Origin of the sequence: Croceimicrobium hydrocarbonivorans (assembly GCF_014524565.1) — a bacterium.
Lineage (GTDB): Bacteria > Bacteroidota > Bacteroidia > Flavobacteriales > Schleiferiaceae > Croceimicrobium > Croceimicrobium hydrocarbonivorans.
On the sequence record NZ_CP060139.1, the window covers coordinates 3,469,174 to 3,485,223 of the forward strand.

General features: G+C 42.7%; 19 protein-coding genes. 7 read left to right on the forward strand and 12 right to left on the reverse strand.

All coding sequences use genetic code 11. The features are described from left to right. Window positions 1-36: 36 nt before the first annotated feature. Together H4K34_RS15530 and H4K34_RS15535 are read right to left on the reverse strand one after the other, a co-directional pair. Window positions 37-957, reverse strand: a complete 921-nt coding sequence (locus tag H4K34_RS15530) for a hypothetical protein (protein WP_210758304.1) — start codon at window positions 955-957, stop codon at window positions 37-39. A 9-nt stretch (window positions 958-966) separates the two neighbouring features. After that, complete coding sequence (locus H4K34_RS15535) at window positions 967-1,953, reverse strand: Gfo/Idh/MocA family protein (RefSeq protein ID WP_210758305.1); 987 nt, start codon at window positions 1,951-1,953, stop codon at window positions 967-969. A gap of 135 nt (window positions 1,954-2,088) precedes the next feature. Between H4K34_RS15535 and H4K34_RS15540 the strand changes: the two genes are divergently transcribed. Further along, on the forward strand, window positions 2,089-2,730 hold the full coding sequence (locus H4K34_RS15540; protein ID WP_210758306.1) for a protein-L-isoaspartate(D-aspartate) O-methyltransferase: 642 nt from the start codon (window positions 2,089-2,091) through the stop codon (window positions 2,728-2,730). On the opposite strand, the gene H4K34_RS15545 is transcribed toward H4K34_RS15540, so the two are convergent. From H4K34_RS15545 to H4K34_RS15555, 3 genes are all read right to left on the reverse strand, one after another. Next, window positions 2,727-3,221, reverse strand: a complete 495-nt coding sequence (locus tag H4K34_RS15545) for a hypothetical protein (protein WP_210758307.1) — start codon at window positions 3,219-3,221, stop codon at window positions 2,727-2,729. The two genes, H4K34_RS15540 and H4K34_RS15545, sit on opposite strands and share 4 nt — an antisense overlap. Further along, on the reverse strand, window positions 3,221-4,015 hold the full coding sequence (locus tag H4K34_RS15550) for a TIGR00266 family protein (protein ID WP_210758308.1): 795 nt from the start codon (window positions 4,013-4,015) through the stop codon (window positions 3,221-3,223). Before H4K34_RS15550 ends, H4K34_RS15545 begins: the two co-directional genes overlap by 1 nt. A 66-nt stretch (window positions 4,016-4,081) precedes the next feature. Next, complete coding sequence (locus H4K34_RS15555) at window positions 4,082-4,426, reverse strand: hypothetical protein (RefSeq protein ID WP_210758309.1); 345 nt, start codon at window positions 4,424-4,426, stop codon at window positions 4,082-4,084. Window positions 4,427-4,597: 171 nt separating this feature from the next. Between H4K34_RS15555 and H4K34_RS15560 the strand changes: the two genes are divergently transcribed. Beyond that, a complete protein-coding gene (locus H4K34_RS15560; protein ID WP_210758310.1) occupies window positions 4,598-5,227 on the forward strand; it encodes a 7-carboxy-7-deazaguanine synthase QueE in 630 nt (209 codons plus the stop codon). Here H4K34_RS15560 and H4K34_RS15565 read toward each other — a convergent pair. Then, window positions 5,224-5,781: a DNA-3-methyladenine glycosylase I gene (locus tag H4K34_RS15565; RefSeq protein WP_210758311.1), complete on the reverse strand. Its 558-nt coding sequence runs from the start codon at window positions 5,779-5,781 to the stop codon at window positions 5,224-5,226. The genes H4K34_RS15560 and H4K34_RS15565 overlap by 4 nt on opposite strands. Then, complete coding sequence (gene rho / locus H4K34_RS15570; RefSeq protein ID WP_210758312.1) at window positions 5,781-7,493, reverse strand: transcription termination factor Rho; 1,713 nt, start codon at window positions 7,491-7,493, stop codon at window positions 5,781-5,783. The genes H4K34_RS15565 and rho overlap by 1 nt, the downstream gene beginning before the upstream one ends. Window positions 7,494-7,681: 188 nt before the next feature. Between rho and H4K34_RS15575 the strand changes: the two genes are divergently transcribed. Then, complete coding sequence (locus H4K34_RS15575; RefSeq protein ID WP_210758313.1) at window positions 7,682-8,086, forward strand: DUF4293 domain-containing protein; 405 nt, start codon at window positions 7,682-7,684, stop codon at window positions 8,084-8,086. On the opposite strand, the gene H4K34_RS15580 is transcribed toward H4K34_RS15575, so the two are convergent. Beyond that, the gene (locus H4K34_RS15580) at window positions 8,083-8,616 is read right to left on the reverse strand and encodes a metallophosphoesterase family protein (RefSeq protein ID WP_322107632.1); all 534 of its coding nucleotides are present in this window, start codon (window positions 8,614-8,616) and stop codon (window positions 8,083-8,085) included. The genes H4K34_RS15575 and H4K34_RS15580 overlap by 4 nt on opposite strands. 13 nt (window positions 8,617-8,629) lie before the next feature. Between H4K34_RS15580 and truA the strand changes: the two genes are divergently transcribed. From truA to H4K34_RS15595, 3 genes are read left to right on the forward strand one after another with little or no spacing between them, the layout of a single operon-like run. Beyond that, complete coding sequence (gene truA / locus H4K34_RS15585; RefSeq protein ID WP_210758314.1) at window positions 8,630-9,382, forward strand: tRNA pseudouridine(38-40) synthase TruA; 753 nt, start codon at window positions 8,630-8,632, stop codon at window positions 9,380-9,382. Next, the gene (locus H4K34_RS15590; RefSeq protein ID WP_210758315.1) at window positions 9,375-11,213 is read left to right on the forward strand and encodes an ABC transporter ATP-binding protein; all 1,839 of its coding nucleotides are present in this window, start codon (window positions 9,375-9,377) and stop codon (window positions 11,211-11,213) included. Before truA ends, H4K34_RS15590 begins: the two co-directional genes overlap by 8 nt. Before the next feature lie 48 nt (window positions 11,214-11,261). Next, window positions 11,262-11,579, forward strand: coding sequence for a hypothetical protein (locus H4K34_RS15595; RefSeq protein WP_210758316.1), 318 nt, complete (start codon window positions 11,262-11,264; stop codon window positions 11,577-11,579). On the opposite strand, the gene H4K34_RS15600 is transcribed toward H4K34_RS15595, so the two are convergent. From H4K34_RS15600 to H4K34_RS15615, 4 genes are all read right to left on the reverse strand, one after another. Next, entirely contained in the window at window positions 11,576-12,496 is a 921-nt protein-coding gene (locus H4K34_RS15600; protein WP_246452137.1) for a YeiH family protein, read from the reverse strand. The genes H4K34_RS15595 and H4K34_RS15600 overlap by 4 nt on opposite strands. 80 nt (window positions 12,497-12,576) lie before the next feature. Beyond that, window positions 12,577-13,218: an autotransporter domain-containing protein gene (locus H4K34_RS15605; protein WP_210758317.1), complete on the reverse strand. Its 642-nt coding sequence runs from the start codon at window positions 13,216-13,218 to the stop codon at window positions 12,577-12,579. 179 nt (window positions 13,219-13,397) lie between these two features. Next, window positions 13,398-14,309, reverse strand: coding sequence for an SPFH domain-containing protein (locus H4K34_RS15610; RefSeq protein WP_210758318.1), 912 nt, complete (start codon window positions 14,307-14,309; stop codon window positions 13,398-13,400). A gap of 72 nt (window positions 14,310-14,381) precedes the next feature. Then, the gene (locus H4K34_RS15615; protein ID WP_210758319.1) at window positions 14,382-15,038 is read right to left on the reverse strand and encodes a DUF3575 domain-containing protein; all 657 of its coding nucleotides are present in this window, start codon (window positions 15,036-15,038) and stop codon (window positions 14,382-14,384) included. A 65-nt stretch (window positions 15,039-15,103) separates the two neighbouring features. Between H4K34_RS15615 and H4K34_RS15620 the strand changes: the two genes are divergently transcribed. Continuing rightward, window positions 15,104-16,027: a J domain-containing protein gene (locus H4K34_RS15620; protein ID WP_210758320.1), complete on the forward strand. Its 924-nt coding sequence runs from the start codon at window positions 15,104-15,106 to the stop codon at window positions 16,025-16,027. Window positions 16,028-16,050: the final 23 nt, after the last annotated feature.

Here is a 16,050-nt window from a genome sequence, read left to right on the forward strand (position 1 = left end):
AGAATTGATACTTAAACCTTTGTATCCGTGGATTTTTCAAGGGATATAGACCAATTTAAGATTATCGAGATATATCCTTGCCTGATCTACATTATCCGGTTTTTTAGCCCGAATTAAGATCTGGTAGCCAGATGCTCCGGGAAATGCCTGGAATTCAGTTACCAGATTAATGTAAATCTTACTCCATTCTTCTTTAGGAAGTACACCAGCGGTAATATCACTTTGATCACCGGTAGCTAAATTGGCTACTAATCCAAAGCCTACCTGGGCATTAGTGCGGTAAGTAACTTCCAAGAAGATGTTTTGGGTACCAGCTGGAATTTCATAACTCACCACTGAGCTCAATTCAACCTGTGGGTTTAAGTCATCCAATATGATCAGCCCCGAATTGTTATTCGGTTCTGCTTGATTGGAATTAAAAGGTTGAAAATGAAAAATGCTATCTGCATCATCCACCTTGATAAAGTTGGTATCGCTGAAATTGGTACGTTGGAAGTTTAAGCCGGGATCATCAAAATCCTCTACGATGGAAACCTGATAGAAGTCGCGGTAATGGGTGATTAAATCACCTTCCGGAATAATAATCGTGTCCGGCGCTTCACCACTGGATTGATAATCCAGATTGTAAATAATTGGATCGAAGGAGGTGTTGATGGCCCGGAAAGAGCTAATACCATTGGTATTGATTCCGGCACTGATCCGCAATTCATTTTGACCTTCTCGAAGAACGACTGGAATTAATGCAGGTAATTCGAAAGCGCCGATAATCTCACCATTGGCGCTGAGCCAAACAGTAGAAATATTTGTATGGGCCGTACCTTCTTCAGCATAATCGGTTTCCAGATGGAGGGCATCGATTTGCAAATAGGTTGGTTTGGCAGCTTCGTCTGTGGAGCAGCTGCTAAGCCCGTAAAAGAGTGAGCCTAAAAGCAGGCTCCGGAGTATAATTTTTGCCATCTCTTGCTATTACGCAATGAGGTTGAGGTTTAGTTCGATCTTCTGAAGGATTTCGTGAGCCACTTGCAAGGCACGATATCCATCCTCCAGACTAACGCTCACTTCCTCCTTTTTATTGATTGCGGATGCAAAAGAATGTAATTCTTCTTGAATAGCGTTGATTGGAGCGCATTCTGGCTGCTCAAAATAGATTTGTTTTTTCTTACCATCTCCTAAATCCATGATCATGGCATAGGGATCTTCCATATCTATTTCGTTTTTCATGCGAATAAGCTCGCTTTTCTTTTCCAGAAAATCCACGGTGATATAGGCGTCCCTCTGGAAGATACGAGTCTTGCGCATGTTTTTTAAGGAGATGCGACTGGCGGTAAGATTGGCCACACAACCATTATCGAATTCGATGCGAGCATTGGCAATGTCCGGACTATCACTTAAAACTGCCACACCGCTAGCTGAAATTTTACGCACATTGGATTTTACAGCATGTAAAACAATATCCAAATCGTGAATCATTAAATCCAATACTACCGGAACATCAGTACCGCGAGGATTAAATTCTGCCAAGCGATGCGTTTCGATAAACATGGGATTCTGAATTTGATCCTGCACTGATTGGTAGGCGGGGTTAAATCTTTCCACATGGCCTACCTGTGCTTTTACGCCGGCTTCTTCGCTAAGCTTAATAAGCTCGCGGGCTTGCTCAGGAGTTTCGGTAATGGGTTTTTCAATGAAGAAATGCTTCACCTTTCTGGCGGCTTTTACGCCCAAATCGAAATGATTGAGGGTAGGAGTAACAATGTCCACCACGTCTACGGCATCCATTAAGGCATCCATATCGGCATAGGCCGGAACCCCTAATTCTTCACTAACAATCTGAGCCCTTTCTGCATCCGGGTCATAAAATCCTACGAGATGGTATACTTCAGGTAAATTCTGGATACACTTCAAGTGAATTTTTCCAAGGTGCCCGGCACCTAAAACTCCGATTTTTAACATGCTTCTAATTCTGCCTCAAAGGTAAGGTAAGGCTTTTACTTGTTCGGATGCAGGCTCTTGGAACTGTTCACAAAAAGCTGTTTATTTTTAGATTTCAATGAAATTTCTTCGGCTGGGAATTAGGATTTTTGTGGAGTGGGAGATTTAGCACGACATCGCGGCAAGCGCAATAAATTGGTGAAACTCTTAATAGAGAAGGGTATTCGTGATCGAGAAGTTTTGAAAGCGATTGGCAAAGTGCCACGCCATTTGTTTATCGATTCCAGTTTTGAGGAATTCGCTTATCAAGATCAGGCTTTCCCAATTGCAGCTGGGCAAACCATATCACAGCCTTATACTGTTGCTTTTCAATCTGAGAAACTGGCACTTAGTCCGGGGCAGAAGGTTTTGGAAGTAGGCACCGGAAGTGGCTATCAGGCCGCGGTACTTTGCGAAATGGGAATGAAGGTTTACAGCATTGAAAGACAAAAGGAGCTTTTTGACGCTACCCGTCCCTTATTGCAAAAGTTGGGCTATACCCTTTATACCAAATATGGGGATGGTTATGCAGGCTTACCCAATCATGCACCCTTTGACGGGATTATTGTTACCGCAGGAGCTCCCGAAATTCCCAAGGCATTATTACAGCAGCTTAAAGTAGGTGGAAGACTGGTAATTCCCGTGGGAACCAATGTGCAAAAAATGAAAGTCCTAATCCGAAAAACGGAAAAGGACTTTGAATTACAAGATCATGGGGACTTCCGATTTGTACCCATGCTGCACGATAAAAATCACTAGAAATCTTCGTCGAGGCGAGTGCCGATAAAAAGCAGGCCCTTACCATTATAATAGAGCTCATAGTTGAGGTCTACCATGGTTTGTACGCCTTCGTGCTCAAAACCAAAACGAATATAACATTGGTACCAGTTTTTCCATTTGGGATGCGGAGCATAGCCACTTTCCAAGAATGTAAGTTCAGCCCCTTTTAAACTGGCGGCTCGATATTCTTGTACAATTAGCCCCAGCTTTTTTTCGAATTCTGTTTTTTCATTGGCATAAGAATCTTGGATGCGAAGTTTCCATTCTTCTTTTTCGGCCGATTCTAAATCTTGCTCATTGATAAGTTGTTTCCAGCTTTTAATGCGGATATACTCTAAATGCGGATAAGATCCGGTATCGCTGATCAAGCTGAAAATGCCTGAGCCAAACTTTTCAAAGTCGGCCTCGGTCTGAGCTTGAAGCTGTGAAACAAAAAGGAATAAACTGAAAAATAGGGTCTTTCGTAGCATTAATTATCTCCATCAAATAGGTCTCCGATGCCGCCTAAGATACTACCTTCTCCTTTGCGGCTTCCACCTACTCTGGGAGCTGAGGCAATAATGCGATCGGCCAATCGGCTAAAAGGCAAAGATTGTATGAAAACCTTACCTGGCCCTTTTAATTGGGCAAAAAAGAATCCTTCACCACCAAAAAGGCTGTTCTTGAGGCCACCAATAAACTGAATATCATAGTCAACGCTAGGGGTAAAGGCTACCAAGCATCCCGTGTCTACTCTTAGGCTTTCTCCTGGTGCTAATGTTTTTTCGATAATGGTTCCACCAGCATGTAAAAAAGCCATGCCATCGCCTTCCAGCTTTTGCATAATAAAGCCTTCCCCTCCAAAGAAGCCTACACCTAATTTCTTGCGGAATTCCAAGCTTACGCTAACTCCCTGTGCTGCACAGAGGAAAGCATCTTTTTGGCAAATGATTTTTCCGCCTTCTTCACCTAAATGGAAGGGAATGATTTTCCCAGGATAAGGGGAGGCGAAATACACTTTCTTTTTGCCCATTCCTTGATTGCTATAGGCGGTCATAAAAAGACCTTCGCCGGTAAGGGCTCGTTTTCCTGCATTCCAAACTTTGCCAAAGAAGCTGTCGTTGGAACCCGAACCGTCGCCAAAAATGGTTTCCATGGCAATGCCATCTTCCATCATCATCATGCTGCCGGCTTCGGCAATCGCGGTTTCTTGCGGATCGAGCTCTATTTCTACCGCCTGCATTTCTTCACCAATAAGGCGGTAATCAATTTCGTGTGCTTTCATATTCGGTTTTATTCAAAATTAAAAAGGAGGGGCATGCGAAAGGCTGCACCTCCTTAATTATTAATCTTAATAGTGAAGATTTAATAAAAGCTCGAAGCTCTGACCTTCTGAATCATCAGGTAGATAAATGGCCAGTTTTTCCAGGGCTTTCTTCAAGAGTAAATCAGCAACTCCATTGCCACAGTCAACAGATATTACTTTTAACTGATGGTTTTTAGCGACCTCTACTTGAACCAGGGCTTGCTCATTATGCATTTGCCCAATCATTTCTGAAGGTATTTGAAGGCGGGCGCTAATTTGCTGGGCTACTTGGGTTTGAACTTTCTGTTCGGTGCTTAAACTGTCGTTTCCAGCAAAAACGCTACTGGTACTAAGGCATAAAGCCAAGAAGAAGATTTTAAGTGATTTCATGTTTTTTAGTTTTCTATGTTGTTAGTAGTAGTATGACACTAAGAATTACATTGAAGGAGCGGAAATTATTCGCTTTAGGATTTTTTTAGGATTTGAGTCTCAACTTATAGCTTTCTGCTATGAGCACTTTCTTAGCCTTGCTATGCCAGTATTAAGAAATACTTTTGCAGCATGGATGCAGCGATTAAGGCTCAAGTAGAAGCAGGAACCATGCTTCCTTTAATGGAAGAGTTTTATACGATACAGGGTGAAGGATATCATACCGGTAAAGCCGCCTATTTTATTCGCATTGGTGGATGCGATGTAGGTTGCCATTGGTGTGATGTGAAGGAAAGCTGGAATGCAGATTTACATCCACCTACCGCCATTGAACAAGTGGTGGAAAATGCGGCTCATTATTCGAATACCGTGGTGATTACTGGCGGTGAGCCCTTAACATGGAATATGAGACCTATTACCGAAGCCCTCAAAGCCAAGGGCTTACAGGTGCATATCGAGACCTCGGGTGCCTATCCATTAACAGGGAAATGGGATTGGATTTGTCTTTCTCCCAAGAAAACCAAACCGCCAGTAGCGGAGGTTTACGAGCAAGCCCATGAATTGAAGGTGATCGTTTTTAATAATCACGATTTCAAGTGGGCAGAAGAGCATGCTGCCAAGGTTTCTCCCGATTGCAAGCTTTATTTACAACCCGAATGGAGTAAAAGAGAGCAGATGCTTCCAAAGATTAGCGAATATGTAATGGCTAATCCTCAGTGGCAGATTTCACTGCAAACCCATAAGTACATTGGTATTCCTTAGCGACCGTAATGCTCCTTGATTTCGGCCTCAGCTAATTTGTAGCAAGTGCATTCCGGATCGTGAGCTCCCTCTTTAAAGCCGCTGCTCATCAGAAATTCATTGACGATTTCCGGTCCGGTAAATTTGAAATGTTGCTTAAAGAGCTTTACCCAGGCCTTAATATCCTGTTCCCCTTGATTAAGCAACCATTGCTTAAAGCTTCCAAATTCGGATTGAATTTTCTGGATAGCTTGTGCATTGTAAATCGCAGCTTTAATCTTTAATCGATTGCGAATAATTCCGGCATCACTAACTAAGCGAGCCTCATCATCTTCATCAAAGGCTGCCACAGTGTTAATGTCATATCCGGCGAAAGCCGCTTTAAAATTATCCTGCTTTTTAAGAATAGTAATCCAGCTAAGGCCCGCCTGATTTATTTCTAAAATCAAGCGGCCAAAGAGTGCATTATCATCTTCCAAGGGAAATCCATATTGCGTATCGTGGTATTTACGATGCAGATGATCTGCGGGCAGATCCTGCACATAAGCACAATAGCTTTTAGGATTGAGGGCCATTATCCGTTCATACTAGCCAGGAACTCGGCATTGTCCTGGGTTTTGTTCATGCGATCGTAAAGAAATTCCATGGCTTCTACTGAGGTCATATCCGCTAAATGGCGACGTAAGATGTACATTCTTTGCAGTACATCGCGATCCAATAGTAGATCCTCTTTACGGGTGCCGGAGCTCATAAGGTCGATGGCTGGCCAGATACGACGGTTGGCAATACGGCGATCGAGCTGCATTTCCATATTACCGGTTCCTTTAAATTCTTCAAAGATTACTTCATCCATCTTAGAACCGGTATCGATAAGCGCGGTGGCTAAAATGGTTAAAGATCCTCCATTCTCAATCTTACGTGCGGCTCCAAAGAAGCGCTTAGGCTTGTGCAAAGCATTGGCATCAACACCCCCAGACAGTACTTTACCGGAAGCAGGTGATACTGTATTGTAAGCACGAGCTAAACGGGTAATAGAGTCTAGGAGGATCACCACATCATGACCACATTCGGTCATACGCTTGGCTTTTTCCAAAACGATATTGGCCACTTTAACGTGACGGTCTGCAGGCTCATCGAAGGTAGAGGCTACTACTTCAGCATTTACACTGCGGGCCATATCGGTAACTTCTTCCGGACGTTCATCAATCAAAAGAATGATCAAATAACATTCGGGGTGGTTTGCGGCAATAGCATTGGCCACCTCTTTTAATAAGGTGGTTTTACCGGTTTTAGGCTGGGCTACCAGCAGTCCACGCTGACCTTTACCAATAGGAGAGAAAAGGTCGATAATGCGTGTTGACAAGGTGCCACGACGGTGAGTAATATTGAATTTTTCTTGTGGGAAAAGCGGAGTTAAATGCTCAAAAGCCACACGATCACGAATCCAATCCGGTTCACGGCCATTGATGCTTTCTACTTTTACCAGTGGGAAATATTTTTCGCCTTCTTTAGGAGGACGAATTTGGCCTTTCACGGTATCACCGGTGCGAAGGCCGAAGAGTTTAATTTGATTCTGGCTTACGTAAATATCGTCGGGAGAGTTTAAATAATTAAAATCGCTCGAACGTAAAAAGCCGTAGCCATCAGGCATCATTTCCAATACCCCTTCACTAACTACAATACCGTCGAAATCGTATTCCTGACGGCGATTGCGATGTTGATGGTTATTGCTATTCCCCTGATTGTTTCCTTTTTGGTTGGAACCTGAATTGGGGTTATTTGAATTATTGTTGTCGTTGTTTTTCGGACGACGTTCCCGATGTTGATTCGGGTTGTTCTTGTTTGAATTTTGTCCTTGGCTCTGATTCTGCCCTTGATTTTGATTCTGTCCTTGATTTTGGTTTGAATGGCTAGAATTAGAGTCTTTATCTCCTCGACGACGATCCTCATTGGAATTGTTGCGATTGCGACCGCGATCCTGATTTTCAGGGTTTTCATCCTGAGGACTGCGTTTACGAGGACGACGGTTTTGATTCTCTTCAGGTTTAGCTTCTGCAGAATCCTTAGCTGGGGCCTCTGGGCTATTCGCTTTTACTTGATCTTCCGAAGTAGGTTTTTCATCCTTAGCCGGTTCTTTAATGGCTTTAGGGTCAACGGCTTGCTTATCGAGAATGGCGTAAACCAGATCCATTTTTTTCATGGATTTGAAACGCGAAATTTTAGAAGCTTCTGCGATTTGCTTTAACTCGGGCAGCTTCAAGGCCTTTAATTGGTTGATGTCGTACATGGACTAAACAAGAAATGAAAGAAATATTCTTAATCGAGAGAGATGTAAGTCTGATTGGAGAATTTCTACCAGTACCCTTGCGTTCAGGGTGTTTGAGAAATTTGATATTGGCAATAATACAAAGATTTGCTCAAAACAAAATAGGCTCGCAGTTTTTTTAGCAATTTTGGAGTCCCAAATCCAATTCGATGATTCAGCGCATTCAATCGCTTTATTTTTTAGGAGCCGCTCTGGTGAGTGGTGGTCTATCCTTTATGGTTTCCTTTTTTGCTGGTGATAATGGACCAGTTATGCTCCATGATGATTTTATCTTCTTGAGCTTGTTTTTAGCCGTGGCCGGCTTGTCGCTAGGCGCATTATTCTCTTACAAGAAGCGTCGCAATCAGGTAGTTTTAGGTCGCCTGGCAATTTTAATTTCCTTTACCGTATTCGGTTTTATGTTATACCACTGGTACGAGGTGTATCAGGCCGCATCGGATCGCTTAGGCATTGGAGTGTTTTTACCACTCTTGGCGATCATCTTACTTTCGATGGCCAACCGGGCGGTAATGAAGGATGAGTATAAAGTGCAAGCGGCCGATCGTTTCCGTTAGTTCTTAGGCCATCGTGGCCATTCCGCTACGGCCAAATCCGAAATTTTGCCCTTTTCAATTTTAAATTGCAGGAGGGTCCTTACTTGATGAAAGCCTTGCAAACCAACGGCACCAGGATTCATGTGCATGTGCCCGAATTGGGGATCGCGCATCACCTTAAGGATATGGCTGTGTCCGCAGATAAATAGATCAGGATTTAGTTCGCTTAAAAGCTTTTTCGCTCGGCTATTGTATTTATTCGGATAGCCTGCGATGTGGGTCATCAATACCTTAAGACCTTCTATTTCAAAGCTATTGTTTAAAGGGAATTCTTGGCGCAATTCCTGGCCATCGATATTACCATATACCGCCCTGAGGGGAGCGATAGCCTGAAGTTTTTGAGCGGTTTTCAAATCACCTATATCCCCGGCATGCCATATTTCATCGCTACCCTTTATATGCTTGAGGATGGCGGCATCAATATGTGAATGACTATCGCTTAATAAACTTATCTGCACCATGCTTCGCGTACCGATTAATACCTTTGCCACAAAGAAACGGCCTTTGCGATATTTTTTAAAATTAGCGTACCGCGGCACCGCCTTTCACGGATGGCAAATTCAGCCTAATGCGATTAGCGTACAGGAACTTATAAATCAGAAACTTTCTTTGATTTTAGGTCACCCTATAAATATTGTGGGGGCAGGACGAACTGATACGGGTGTGCATGCACGAGAAATGTATGCCCATTTTGATTGGGACCAGCCCATTGCGGATGAAGGTAAATTACTCAATGGCCTTAATAAGATGCTGTCGCCTGATGTGGTTATCGAGGCAATTTTGCCGGTAAAGGATGATGCACATGCACGCTTCGATGCGACCGAAAGGGCCTATGAATACCATATCCAGCGCAAGCGCAGTCCTTTTTCAGGAGATTTGGCCAGCCCCATATTTATCCCATTGGATTTCGAGGCTATGCAATCGGCCGCAAAACGATTAATATTTAAAGGCGATTTCAGTTCCTTTTCCAAATCGAAAACCCAAACTAAAACGAATATTTGCGAGCTTCGCGAAGCCTATTGGGAGCAGCGCGGAGAGCTGTGGATTTTCCATGTTCGAGCCGATCGATTTTTACGCAATATGGTGCGGGCCATCGTTGGAAGCTTGCTGGAGGTAGGGAAGGGCCGTATGACCGAGGCGGAATTTGTAGATATGATCGCCGCCAAAGATCGCCGCTTGGCGGGTGAATCGGCTCCGGCTCAAGGCTTATATTTAACCCGGGTTTTATACCCAAACGATATTTTCTTAAATGGCTAAAAGCGTTAGCGGTAAAGCATTTGACTTACATCTTTTAGCAAAAATCCTAAAGTACGCGAAGCCCTATCGTTTCGTGTTTTACGGATCTTTTGTGCTCACCTTGGTATTAAGTGCCCTTTCTACCACGCGTCCAATATTGATCCAATATGTGATCGATAACTTCATCAGTGAAGGCAATTTGCAAGGCTTAACGAATTATATGCTCATCCTCACTGTTTTATTGGTGATGGAAGCATTGGTACAGTTCCTATTTATATTCGGGGCTAACTATTTAGGGCAGAGTATTATTCGCGATTTGCGCGTACAGCTTTTTGAACATATTCTTTCCTTCAAGCTGAAGTATTTCGACCAAACTCCCATCGGTACTCTGGTTACCCGTGCAGTTAGCGATATTGAAACCATTGCCGATATTTTTGCTCAGGGCATTCTGGTAATCTTTGGGGATCTGCTTAAGATCCTGGTTATGGTAAGTGCCATGTTCTATTTCTTCGATTACCGTTTGGTTTTAATCTCCCTTTCGGTGGTTCCGGTTTTATACTACGCTACTCGATTGTTTCAATTGAAGATTAAATCTGCTTTCCAGGATGTACGCACCCAGGTGGCCGAACTCAATGCCTTTGTGCAAGAGCATATTAGTGGGATGAATGTGGTGCAGATCTTTAACCGCGAGAAAGCTGAGCTTAATCGCTTTAAGGAAATAAATGCCAAGCATCGGGAGGCTAATATTCGTTCCATTTGGTATTTCTCCATTTTCTTACCGGTAATTGAAATTATGAGTGCCATCAGTATTGGACTTGTGGTTTGGTATGGAGGCTTAGAAGCGGCCAGTTTATCGGCGAAGCACAGTTTACAGATTTGGATGTACGATAGCTTTAATTGGGATACCAGTTCCTTAATTCGGGAAATCACCTTAGGTGAAATCACGGCCATCATCATTTTTGTGAATATGCTCTTCCGTCCCTTACGTCAGTTAGCGGATCGCTTTAATACTCTGCAAATGGGTATGGTAAGTAGTGAAAGGGTATTCAAAATATTGGACACCAAAGATCGAATTGAGGATAAGGGCGAATTGGAATTATCGGAGGTAAAAGGCGAAATCGAATTTCGGAATGTCACCTTTGGTTATAAGGAGGGCGAGCCCATCATCAAAGATTTAAGCTTTAAAGCCGAGCCCGGTAAAATGCTGGCCATAGTAGGAGCAACCGGTGCTGGAAAATCAACCTTGATAAACCTGCTCGGGCGCTTTTATGAAATCTGGTCTGGTGAAATTCTCTTAGATGGAGTAGATATCCGTAAGGTGAAATTGAGCAGCCTACGTGAGCATTTAGCCGTGGTACTGCAAGATGTTTTCCTCTTTAGTGATAGCATACGCAATAATATTACCCTCAATAAAGATATCTCACATGAAGAGGTTACGGCTGCTGCCGAATTCATTGGGGTAAGCGACTTTATTGAAACTTTACCTGATCAATATGACTACGATGTACAGGAGCGTGGCAATATGCTTTCGGTAGGTCAACGTCAGCTGCTTTCTTTTTTAAGGGCTTATGTTTCAAATCCTTCCGTATTGATTTTGGATGAAGCTACCAGTTCCATTGATACCCAAAGTGAGAACCTGATTCAAAAAGCCATTGAAAAAATCACCAAGGGAAGAACTTCAGTTGTGATTGCGCACCGTTTGGCAACTATTAAAGCCGCGGATAAGATTTTGGTGATGGATAAGGGAAGAGTAGTGGAAGAAGGCAAGCATCAAGAATTGTTGGATAAAGGTGGATACTATGCTCGTCTGTATCAGATGCAGTTCAAATCGGAAGAAAATTCTCCTGCTTAAGTTTGCACTATCAATAGTTCAGATCGCAAATACAATTCGGATTTAAACTTGGCCTTTTGGTTTCATGTTTTTATTACTCTTTTAGCCTGGATAGGGCCTTTTCTTTTTTCTTGGTATTTAATGATTAGCGCCTATGCAATCGTCCAAATCCAATTTTGGGTTTTTGGTCGATGCCTGCTCAATAAAAGTCACGGCTTAGAAGACCAGAATAATGCAACCTTCTATTCTGTCATTTTCGATATGCTGGGAATTCGGCATAATGCCGAGCGATTGAAAGGTCAGGTGCGGAAATGGATTTACCCTATGCTGGCTTTGTTTACGCTTTTATTACAATTGCTTTTCGGCTGGAAGCCCTTGCTATTTTAAATATAGAGGATGGCAGTGAGGCTGCCGATACCTATAAAAAGCCAGAGTAATAAGCCCAGTAATAGTGCTCGCCAGCCCGCAGACTTGATCTTTTCGATAGAAATACCGGCCCCAACCAGGAAAAGGGTGGCGGTGAGGATACGACGGGCAATCATGCTGATACCACCACTTAATTCTTGTGGTAAGCCAACAAAAGTGTTTAAGAGCATTGCGGCTAAGAATAGCAAAATGAAATAAGGGAATTTTATTTTCCCTCCTTTACGAAGGAAGAGGCTGGTAATTAAGGCCAAGGGAATGATCCAGAGCGCGCGTACTAATTTAATAGTGGTGGCAATTTCCAGAGCTTCTTCACCGTAAGCGGCAGCAGCTCCTACTACTGAACTGGTATCATGAATTGCAATTGCGGCCCAGGTACCAAAATCAACTTGACTAAGGTTTAACCATGTTCCAATGCTGGGAAAAATTAATAGAGCCACAGAGTTTAAGAGGAATACAGTGCCTAAAGCCATGCTGATATCCTTTTCCTCGGCCTTAAGAATGGGTGACATCGCCGCAATGGCGCTACCGCCGCAAATAGCTGTACCACTGGATAAGAGATAACTACTGGTGAAATTGAGCTTGAGGGCTTTGCCTAAGATCCAACCTAAAAGCAAGGTGCTAGCAATGCTGAAAATGGTAAGTACTAAACCTTCACTGCTGCTGGCTAAGGCCTGATTGGCATTGATGCCAAAGCCTAAACCTACTACCGCCGATTTTAAGGACCAGTTTATAGCATCTTTATTTTTGGCTCCTAAAGGATTGGGGAATATTAACTGATACAGGAAGCCGAGTACCATGGCTAAGGGAGGTCCAATCCAAGGACTTAAACTCAAAATGAGTAGGATCAGGAATAAGGGAGTACCGATTTGTTTTTTCAAGGTGGAACTTTGAGGCAAAGGTAAGTGCCTAAATGGAAAGCTATGGGTGACCTATATCTCGCTGTTTTTAGAGAACAGAATTATAGCCTTTTGGAAACCCCCATGCGTAAAATCCCCATAATATCGGGACTGGCTGTAGAACCAATCAAGCCATCAATATCATCAGAAAAGGTAGTTCTAAAACCGATATTAAAATTTAGGGACCATTGAGGGTTAATTCGGACTTTCGCACCACCACCAAGTTCTACCACCGGAAGGATAAGAAAACCATCTACACTGGGGAAATTAAAATTACCTGAAGTTTCTAAGGAGTTAGATTGGGCAATTATACCCGTTAGGATTTGCATATAGGGGCGAAAAGGCTGGTATAAATTTGCCACATTATGACTATTATTCAAGTAAATGTTAAGGCCACCACTTGCTGAAAATTGGTTCATGGTACCTCGCATTATCGAGATATTCGTGGGATTTTCATCCGCGATATAATCAAGGTTAATCCACAAATAATCCAGTTTAACTGCAAATTCAAATCGGGGATTGGCGAAGGGGAAATCATAGCCCAGTCCGAAGCCCAAAGCAATATCATCACTTACTACACTACCTCCAGAGGCTTCACCCTGAACCACCATGCCATTTAGGTTGTAATTAACCATGTTCTGGGCTTGCAATAGGTAGGTACTTAGACAAACTAAGCCAAGAATCTTTAAAAAGGTATTTTTCATCGAATCTGTGTTTATTCCCTCCTTTGACAAATCTAATGCATTCGTCTTAGTCTTCCCCTTATATACTTATGAAAAAAAATAAGAAAGGGGAATTTCCCCCACTACAGAAGAGATTCCCCATCTAAACTTTTAATCACTGATTATTGATCAGGCGGTGATGCTCTGATCGATAGCTTGTCTTATTCTGGTTTAATGTTTTGATTCATCTCCGCCACTTTATTCCCAACGGCAAAGGATGAAACTAAATCATTTAACATATTACTCGCAGCATTTGGACTATTTGGTAATAGGATTAAATTACTATTAGTTCCTTCACTCACGGCATGCAGCGTATCATAATGTTGGGTAATAACAATCAGAGCAGAAGCTTCCTGAGAATTAATTCCTACCTGATTTAAAACCTCTACGGATTCTTCCAAACCTTTGGCAATTTCGCGACGTTGATCGGCAATACCTTGACCTTGTAAACGCTTGCTTTCTGCCTCCGCAGTAGCCTTAGCTACGATGCGAATTCTTTCCGCTTCACCTTCGTATTCGGCGGCTGTTTTCTGGCGTTCCGCGGCATTAATGCGGTTCATTGCACTTTTTACAGCATCATCTGGATCAATATCGGTAACCAGAGCTTTAATAATTCCATAGCCATAGGTATTCATTGCTTCTTCCAATTCACGACGGATGGCAATGGCGATATCGTCTTTTTTCTCGAAAACATCATCCAAACGAAGTTTGGGGACCTCGGCACGCACGGTATCAAATACATAACTGCGAATTTGCTCATGCGGATTATCCAATTTGTAGAAGGCATCATAAACTGCATCTTCTAAAACCACGAACTGCACCGATACTTTCATTTGCACGAAAACATCATCTTTAGTCTTGGTTTCTACAATTACATCAAGCTGTTGGATTCTTAAGCTCATGCGACCAGATACCCGATCGACCATTGGGATGAGAACATGTAAACCAGGTTTGCGAATTCCGATAAACTTTCCAAAACGTTCAACAATAGCTACTTGCTGTTGCTTCACAATGAATAGACCGAAGATTAGAAGAATCAGGCCGACAACGACCAAAATAATGTATTGAGCCATTTTTAAAATTTTAGCTCAAATTAGGAATTACCCGACTATCCCGGCTGTAAAGGAGCATTATTTTTTCAGGAATTATCGCCAGAAATCAAAAGCATAGGAAAGCCCTAATCCTGTGGTGAATATCCAATCTTTCAAATTGGTGGTACCATTAAAGGCATCCCAATTATCACTGGTACCATATTTTAATGATGCCTGGGCTTCCACACTCCAATGCGAATTCAAGAATATACGATAGCCCCCTTGAATCATATTACTGAAGGATAGGCCCCAATCACTGGAGTAATAGGGATTCTCCGTGGTAAATTCATTCGGGATTTGATATTGGTTCTTGTTCATACTTATTCCCGCATACAAGGCCAGAAAAAAAGCATCTTGATATTTTTCCGGTACATAGTCCTTTAAGTCGCGATCAAAGTAATAGCGGATACCGACCATTGGACTCAGAATAAAGGAGTAGGCCTGCAGCTCCGGTAAACTGCCTTCGCCAGTTTTAATGCGAGAATTCATGGCATTGATATCCAAAATGCCACTGATCTGCCAACGTTCATCAAGAGGAATCCACTTATTATACACTGCGGCCAGGTGAATGCCCGGTTCACTTAGTAATTGTCCTTCGGCCGTTGTTTCACCTCTAAAAAAGGAAGCACCCGAATTTACTCCCAGACTGTAGTATTGCGCCTGTACTAGAACAGGCAGCCACAAAAAGCTCAGAAAAATCCATCTTCTCATAGTACCTTATTTATACATTTAGCGTTCAAATTAGCCCCTTTAGTATTTCGAGAACCGCTATTTCCTTGGAGAATTATTTTAAGATTCTTGGTTTAAGTCCTGATGCCGATCTGCAGGAAGTGAAAAAAGCTTATCGCCGATTGGCGCTTAAGTACCACCCTGATTTGCAGAGTGGGAACGAAGAGCATTTCAAAAAGATAGTGGAAGCTTATGAAATGATTCGGTCGCATATTAAGTCACGATCGAGTAGACGGGAAATGAGCCCGGAGGAGCTATTGCGTTTTTATGAGTTATTGAAGGCTGCGGCAGAGGAAAAGGCAAAGCAAAAAGCCTTTGAAAGGGCGGCCAGAGTGCGAGCAAAGAAGATTGAAGATCAAAACAGAGCCTATAGCCTCGCCGTTTATTCCCTAATTGGTATTGTGGTACTGGCCTTTTTCTCTTACAAGTCTTATTTCTGGATTATTGATTATGAAATTGATAGTAATCCGGCACAAACGATGGCGAAGGTGGTGGGAATCGAGAATCATCGCGTGGTATATCAGTTTGTAGTAGGGGATGAGGTATATGAGGAGCGCGCCTATGTAAAAGGCAGTGGCATTAAGATGTACGCAGCGAATGGTATGCCTCTAAAAATTGGTGATCAATTCGTATTGCGGTATCGTAAAGATGATCCCTACTTTCACGATTTAAATACTTATTCAGTGGCTAGCCATACTTTTAATCGCTATATCGATTTAGCGAGCGAGGCCATTCTTCAATATTCTTATAATAAAATGGAGGAGGAGCCGAATCTTATTAAAAAGGTGGAGGCCCGTTGCATGGCCTATTTGATTTACCAGAAATTCGGAATTGAGGGCTTAGCTAGCTGCTACCATTTTGATACTCATCCCTTTGATCATTTCAAAGACAATAGCTTAAGCTGGTATTTCTTTTGGGATAAGGATGAAGTAAGGGAAATCCGCGAAGCTTGCCGGATTCCTCAGGCATGAGGCCCGAATAATTGGCTAATTTT

What these genes read in the sequence shown, in the direction of transcription:
- H4K34_RS15530 (WP_210758304.1), bottom strand. Translation starts at nt 957, where the DNA reads ATGGCAAAAATTATACTCCGGAGCCTGCTTTTAGGCTCACTCTTTTAC.
- H4K34_RS15535 (WP_210758305.1), bottom strand. Translation starts at nt 1,953, where the DNA reads ATGTTAAAAATCGGAGTTTTAGGTGCCGGGCACCTTGGAAAAATTCAC.
- H4K34_RS15545 (WP_210758307.1), bottom strand. Translation starts at nt 3,221, where the DNA reads ATGCTACGAAAGACCCTATTTTTCAGTTTATTCCTTTTTGTTTCACAG.
- H4K34_RS15550 (WP_210758308.1), bottom strand. Translation starts at nt 4,015, where the DNA reads ATGAAAGCACACGAAATTGATTACCGCCTTATTGGTGAAGAAATGCAG.
- H4K34_RS15555 (WP_210758309.1), bottom strand. Translation starts at nt 4,426, where the DNA reads ATGAAATCACTTAAAATCTTCTTCTTGGCTTTATGCCTTAGTACCAGT.
- H4K34_RS15560 (WP_210758310.1), top strand. Translation starts at nt 4,598, where the DNA reads ATGGATGCAGCGATTAAGGCTCAAGTAGAAGCAGGAACCATGCTTCCT.
- H4K34_RS15565 (WP_210758311.1), bottom strand. Translation starts at nt 5,781, where the DNA reads ATGGCCCTCAATCCTAAAAGCTATTGTGCTTATGTGCAGGATCTGCCC.
- rho (WP_210758312.1), bottom strand. Translation starts at nt 7,493, where the DNA reads ATGTACGACATCAACCAATTAAAGGCCTTGAAGCTGCCCGAGTTAAAG.
- H4K34_RS15575 (WP_210758313.1), top strand. Translation starts at nt 7,682, where the DNA reads ATGATTCAGCGCATTCAATCGCTTTATTTTTTAGGAGCCGCTCTGGTG.
- H4K34_RS15590 (WP_210758315.1), top strand. Translation starts at nt 9,375, where the DNA reads ATGGCTAAAAGCGTTAGCGGTAAAGCATTTGACTTACATCTTTTAGCA.
- H4K34_RS15605 (WP_210758317.1), bottom strand. Translation starts at nt 13,218, where the DNA reads ATGAAAAATACCTTTTTAAAGATTCTTGGCTTAGTTTGTCTAAGTACC.
- H4K34_RS15610 (WP_210758318.1), bottom strand. Translation starts at nt 14,309, where the DNA reads ATGGCTCAATACATTATTTTGGTCGTTGTCGGCCTGATTCTTCTAATC.
- H4K34_RS15615 (WP_210758319.1), bottom strand. Translation starts at nt 15,038, where the DNA reads ATGAGAAGATGGATTTTTCTGAGCTTTTTGTGGCTGCCTGTTCTAGTA.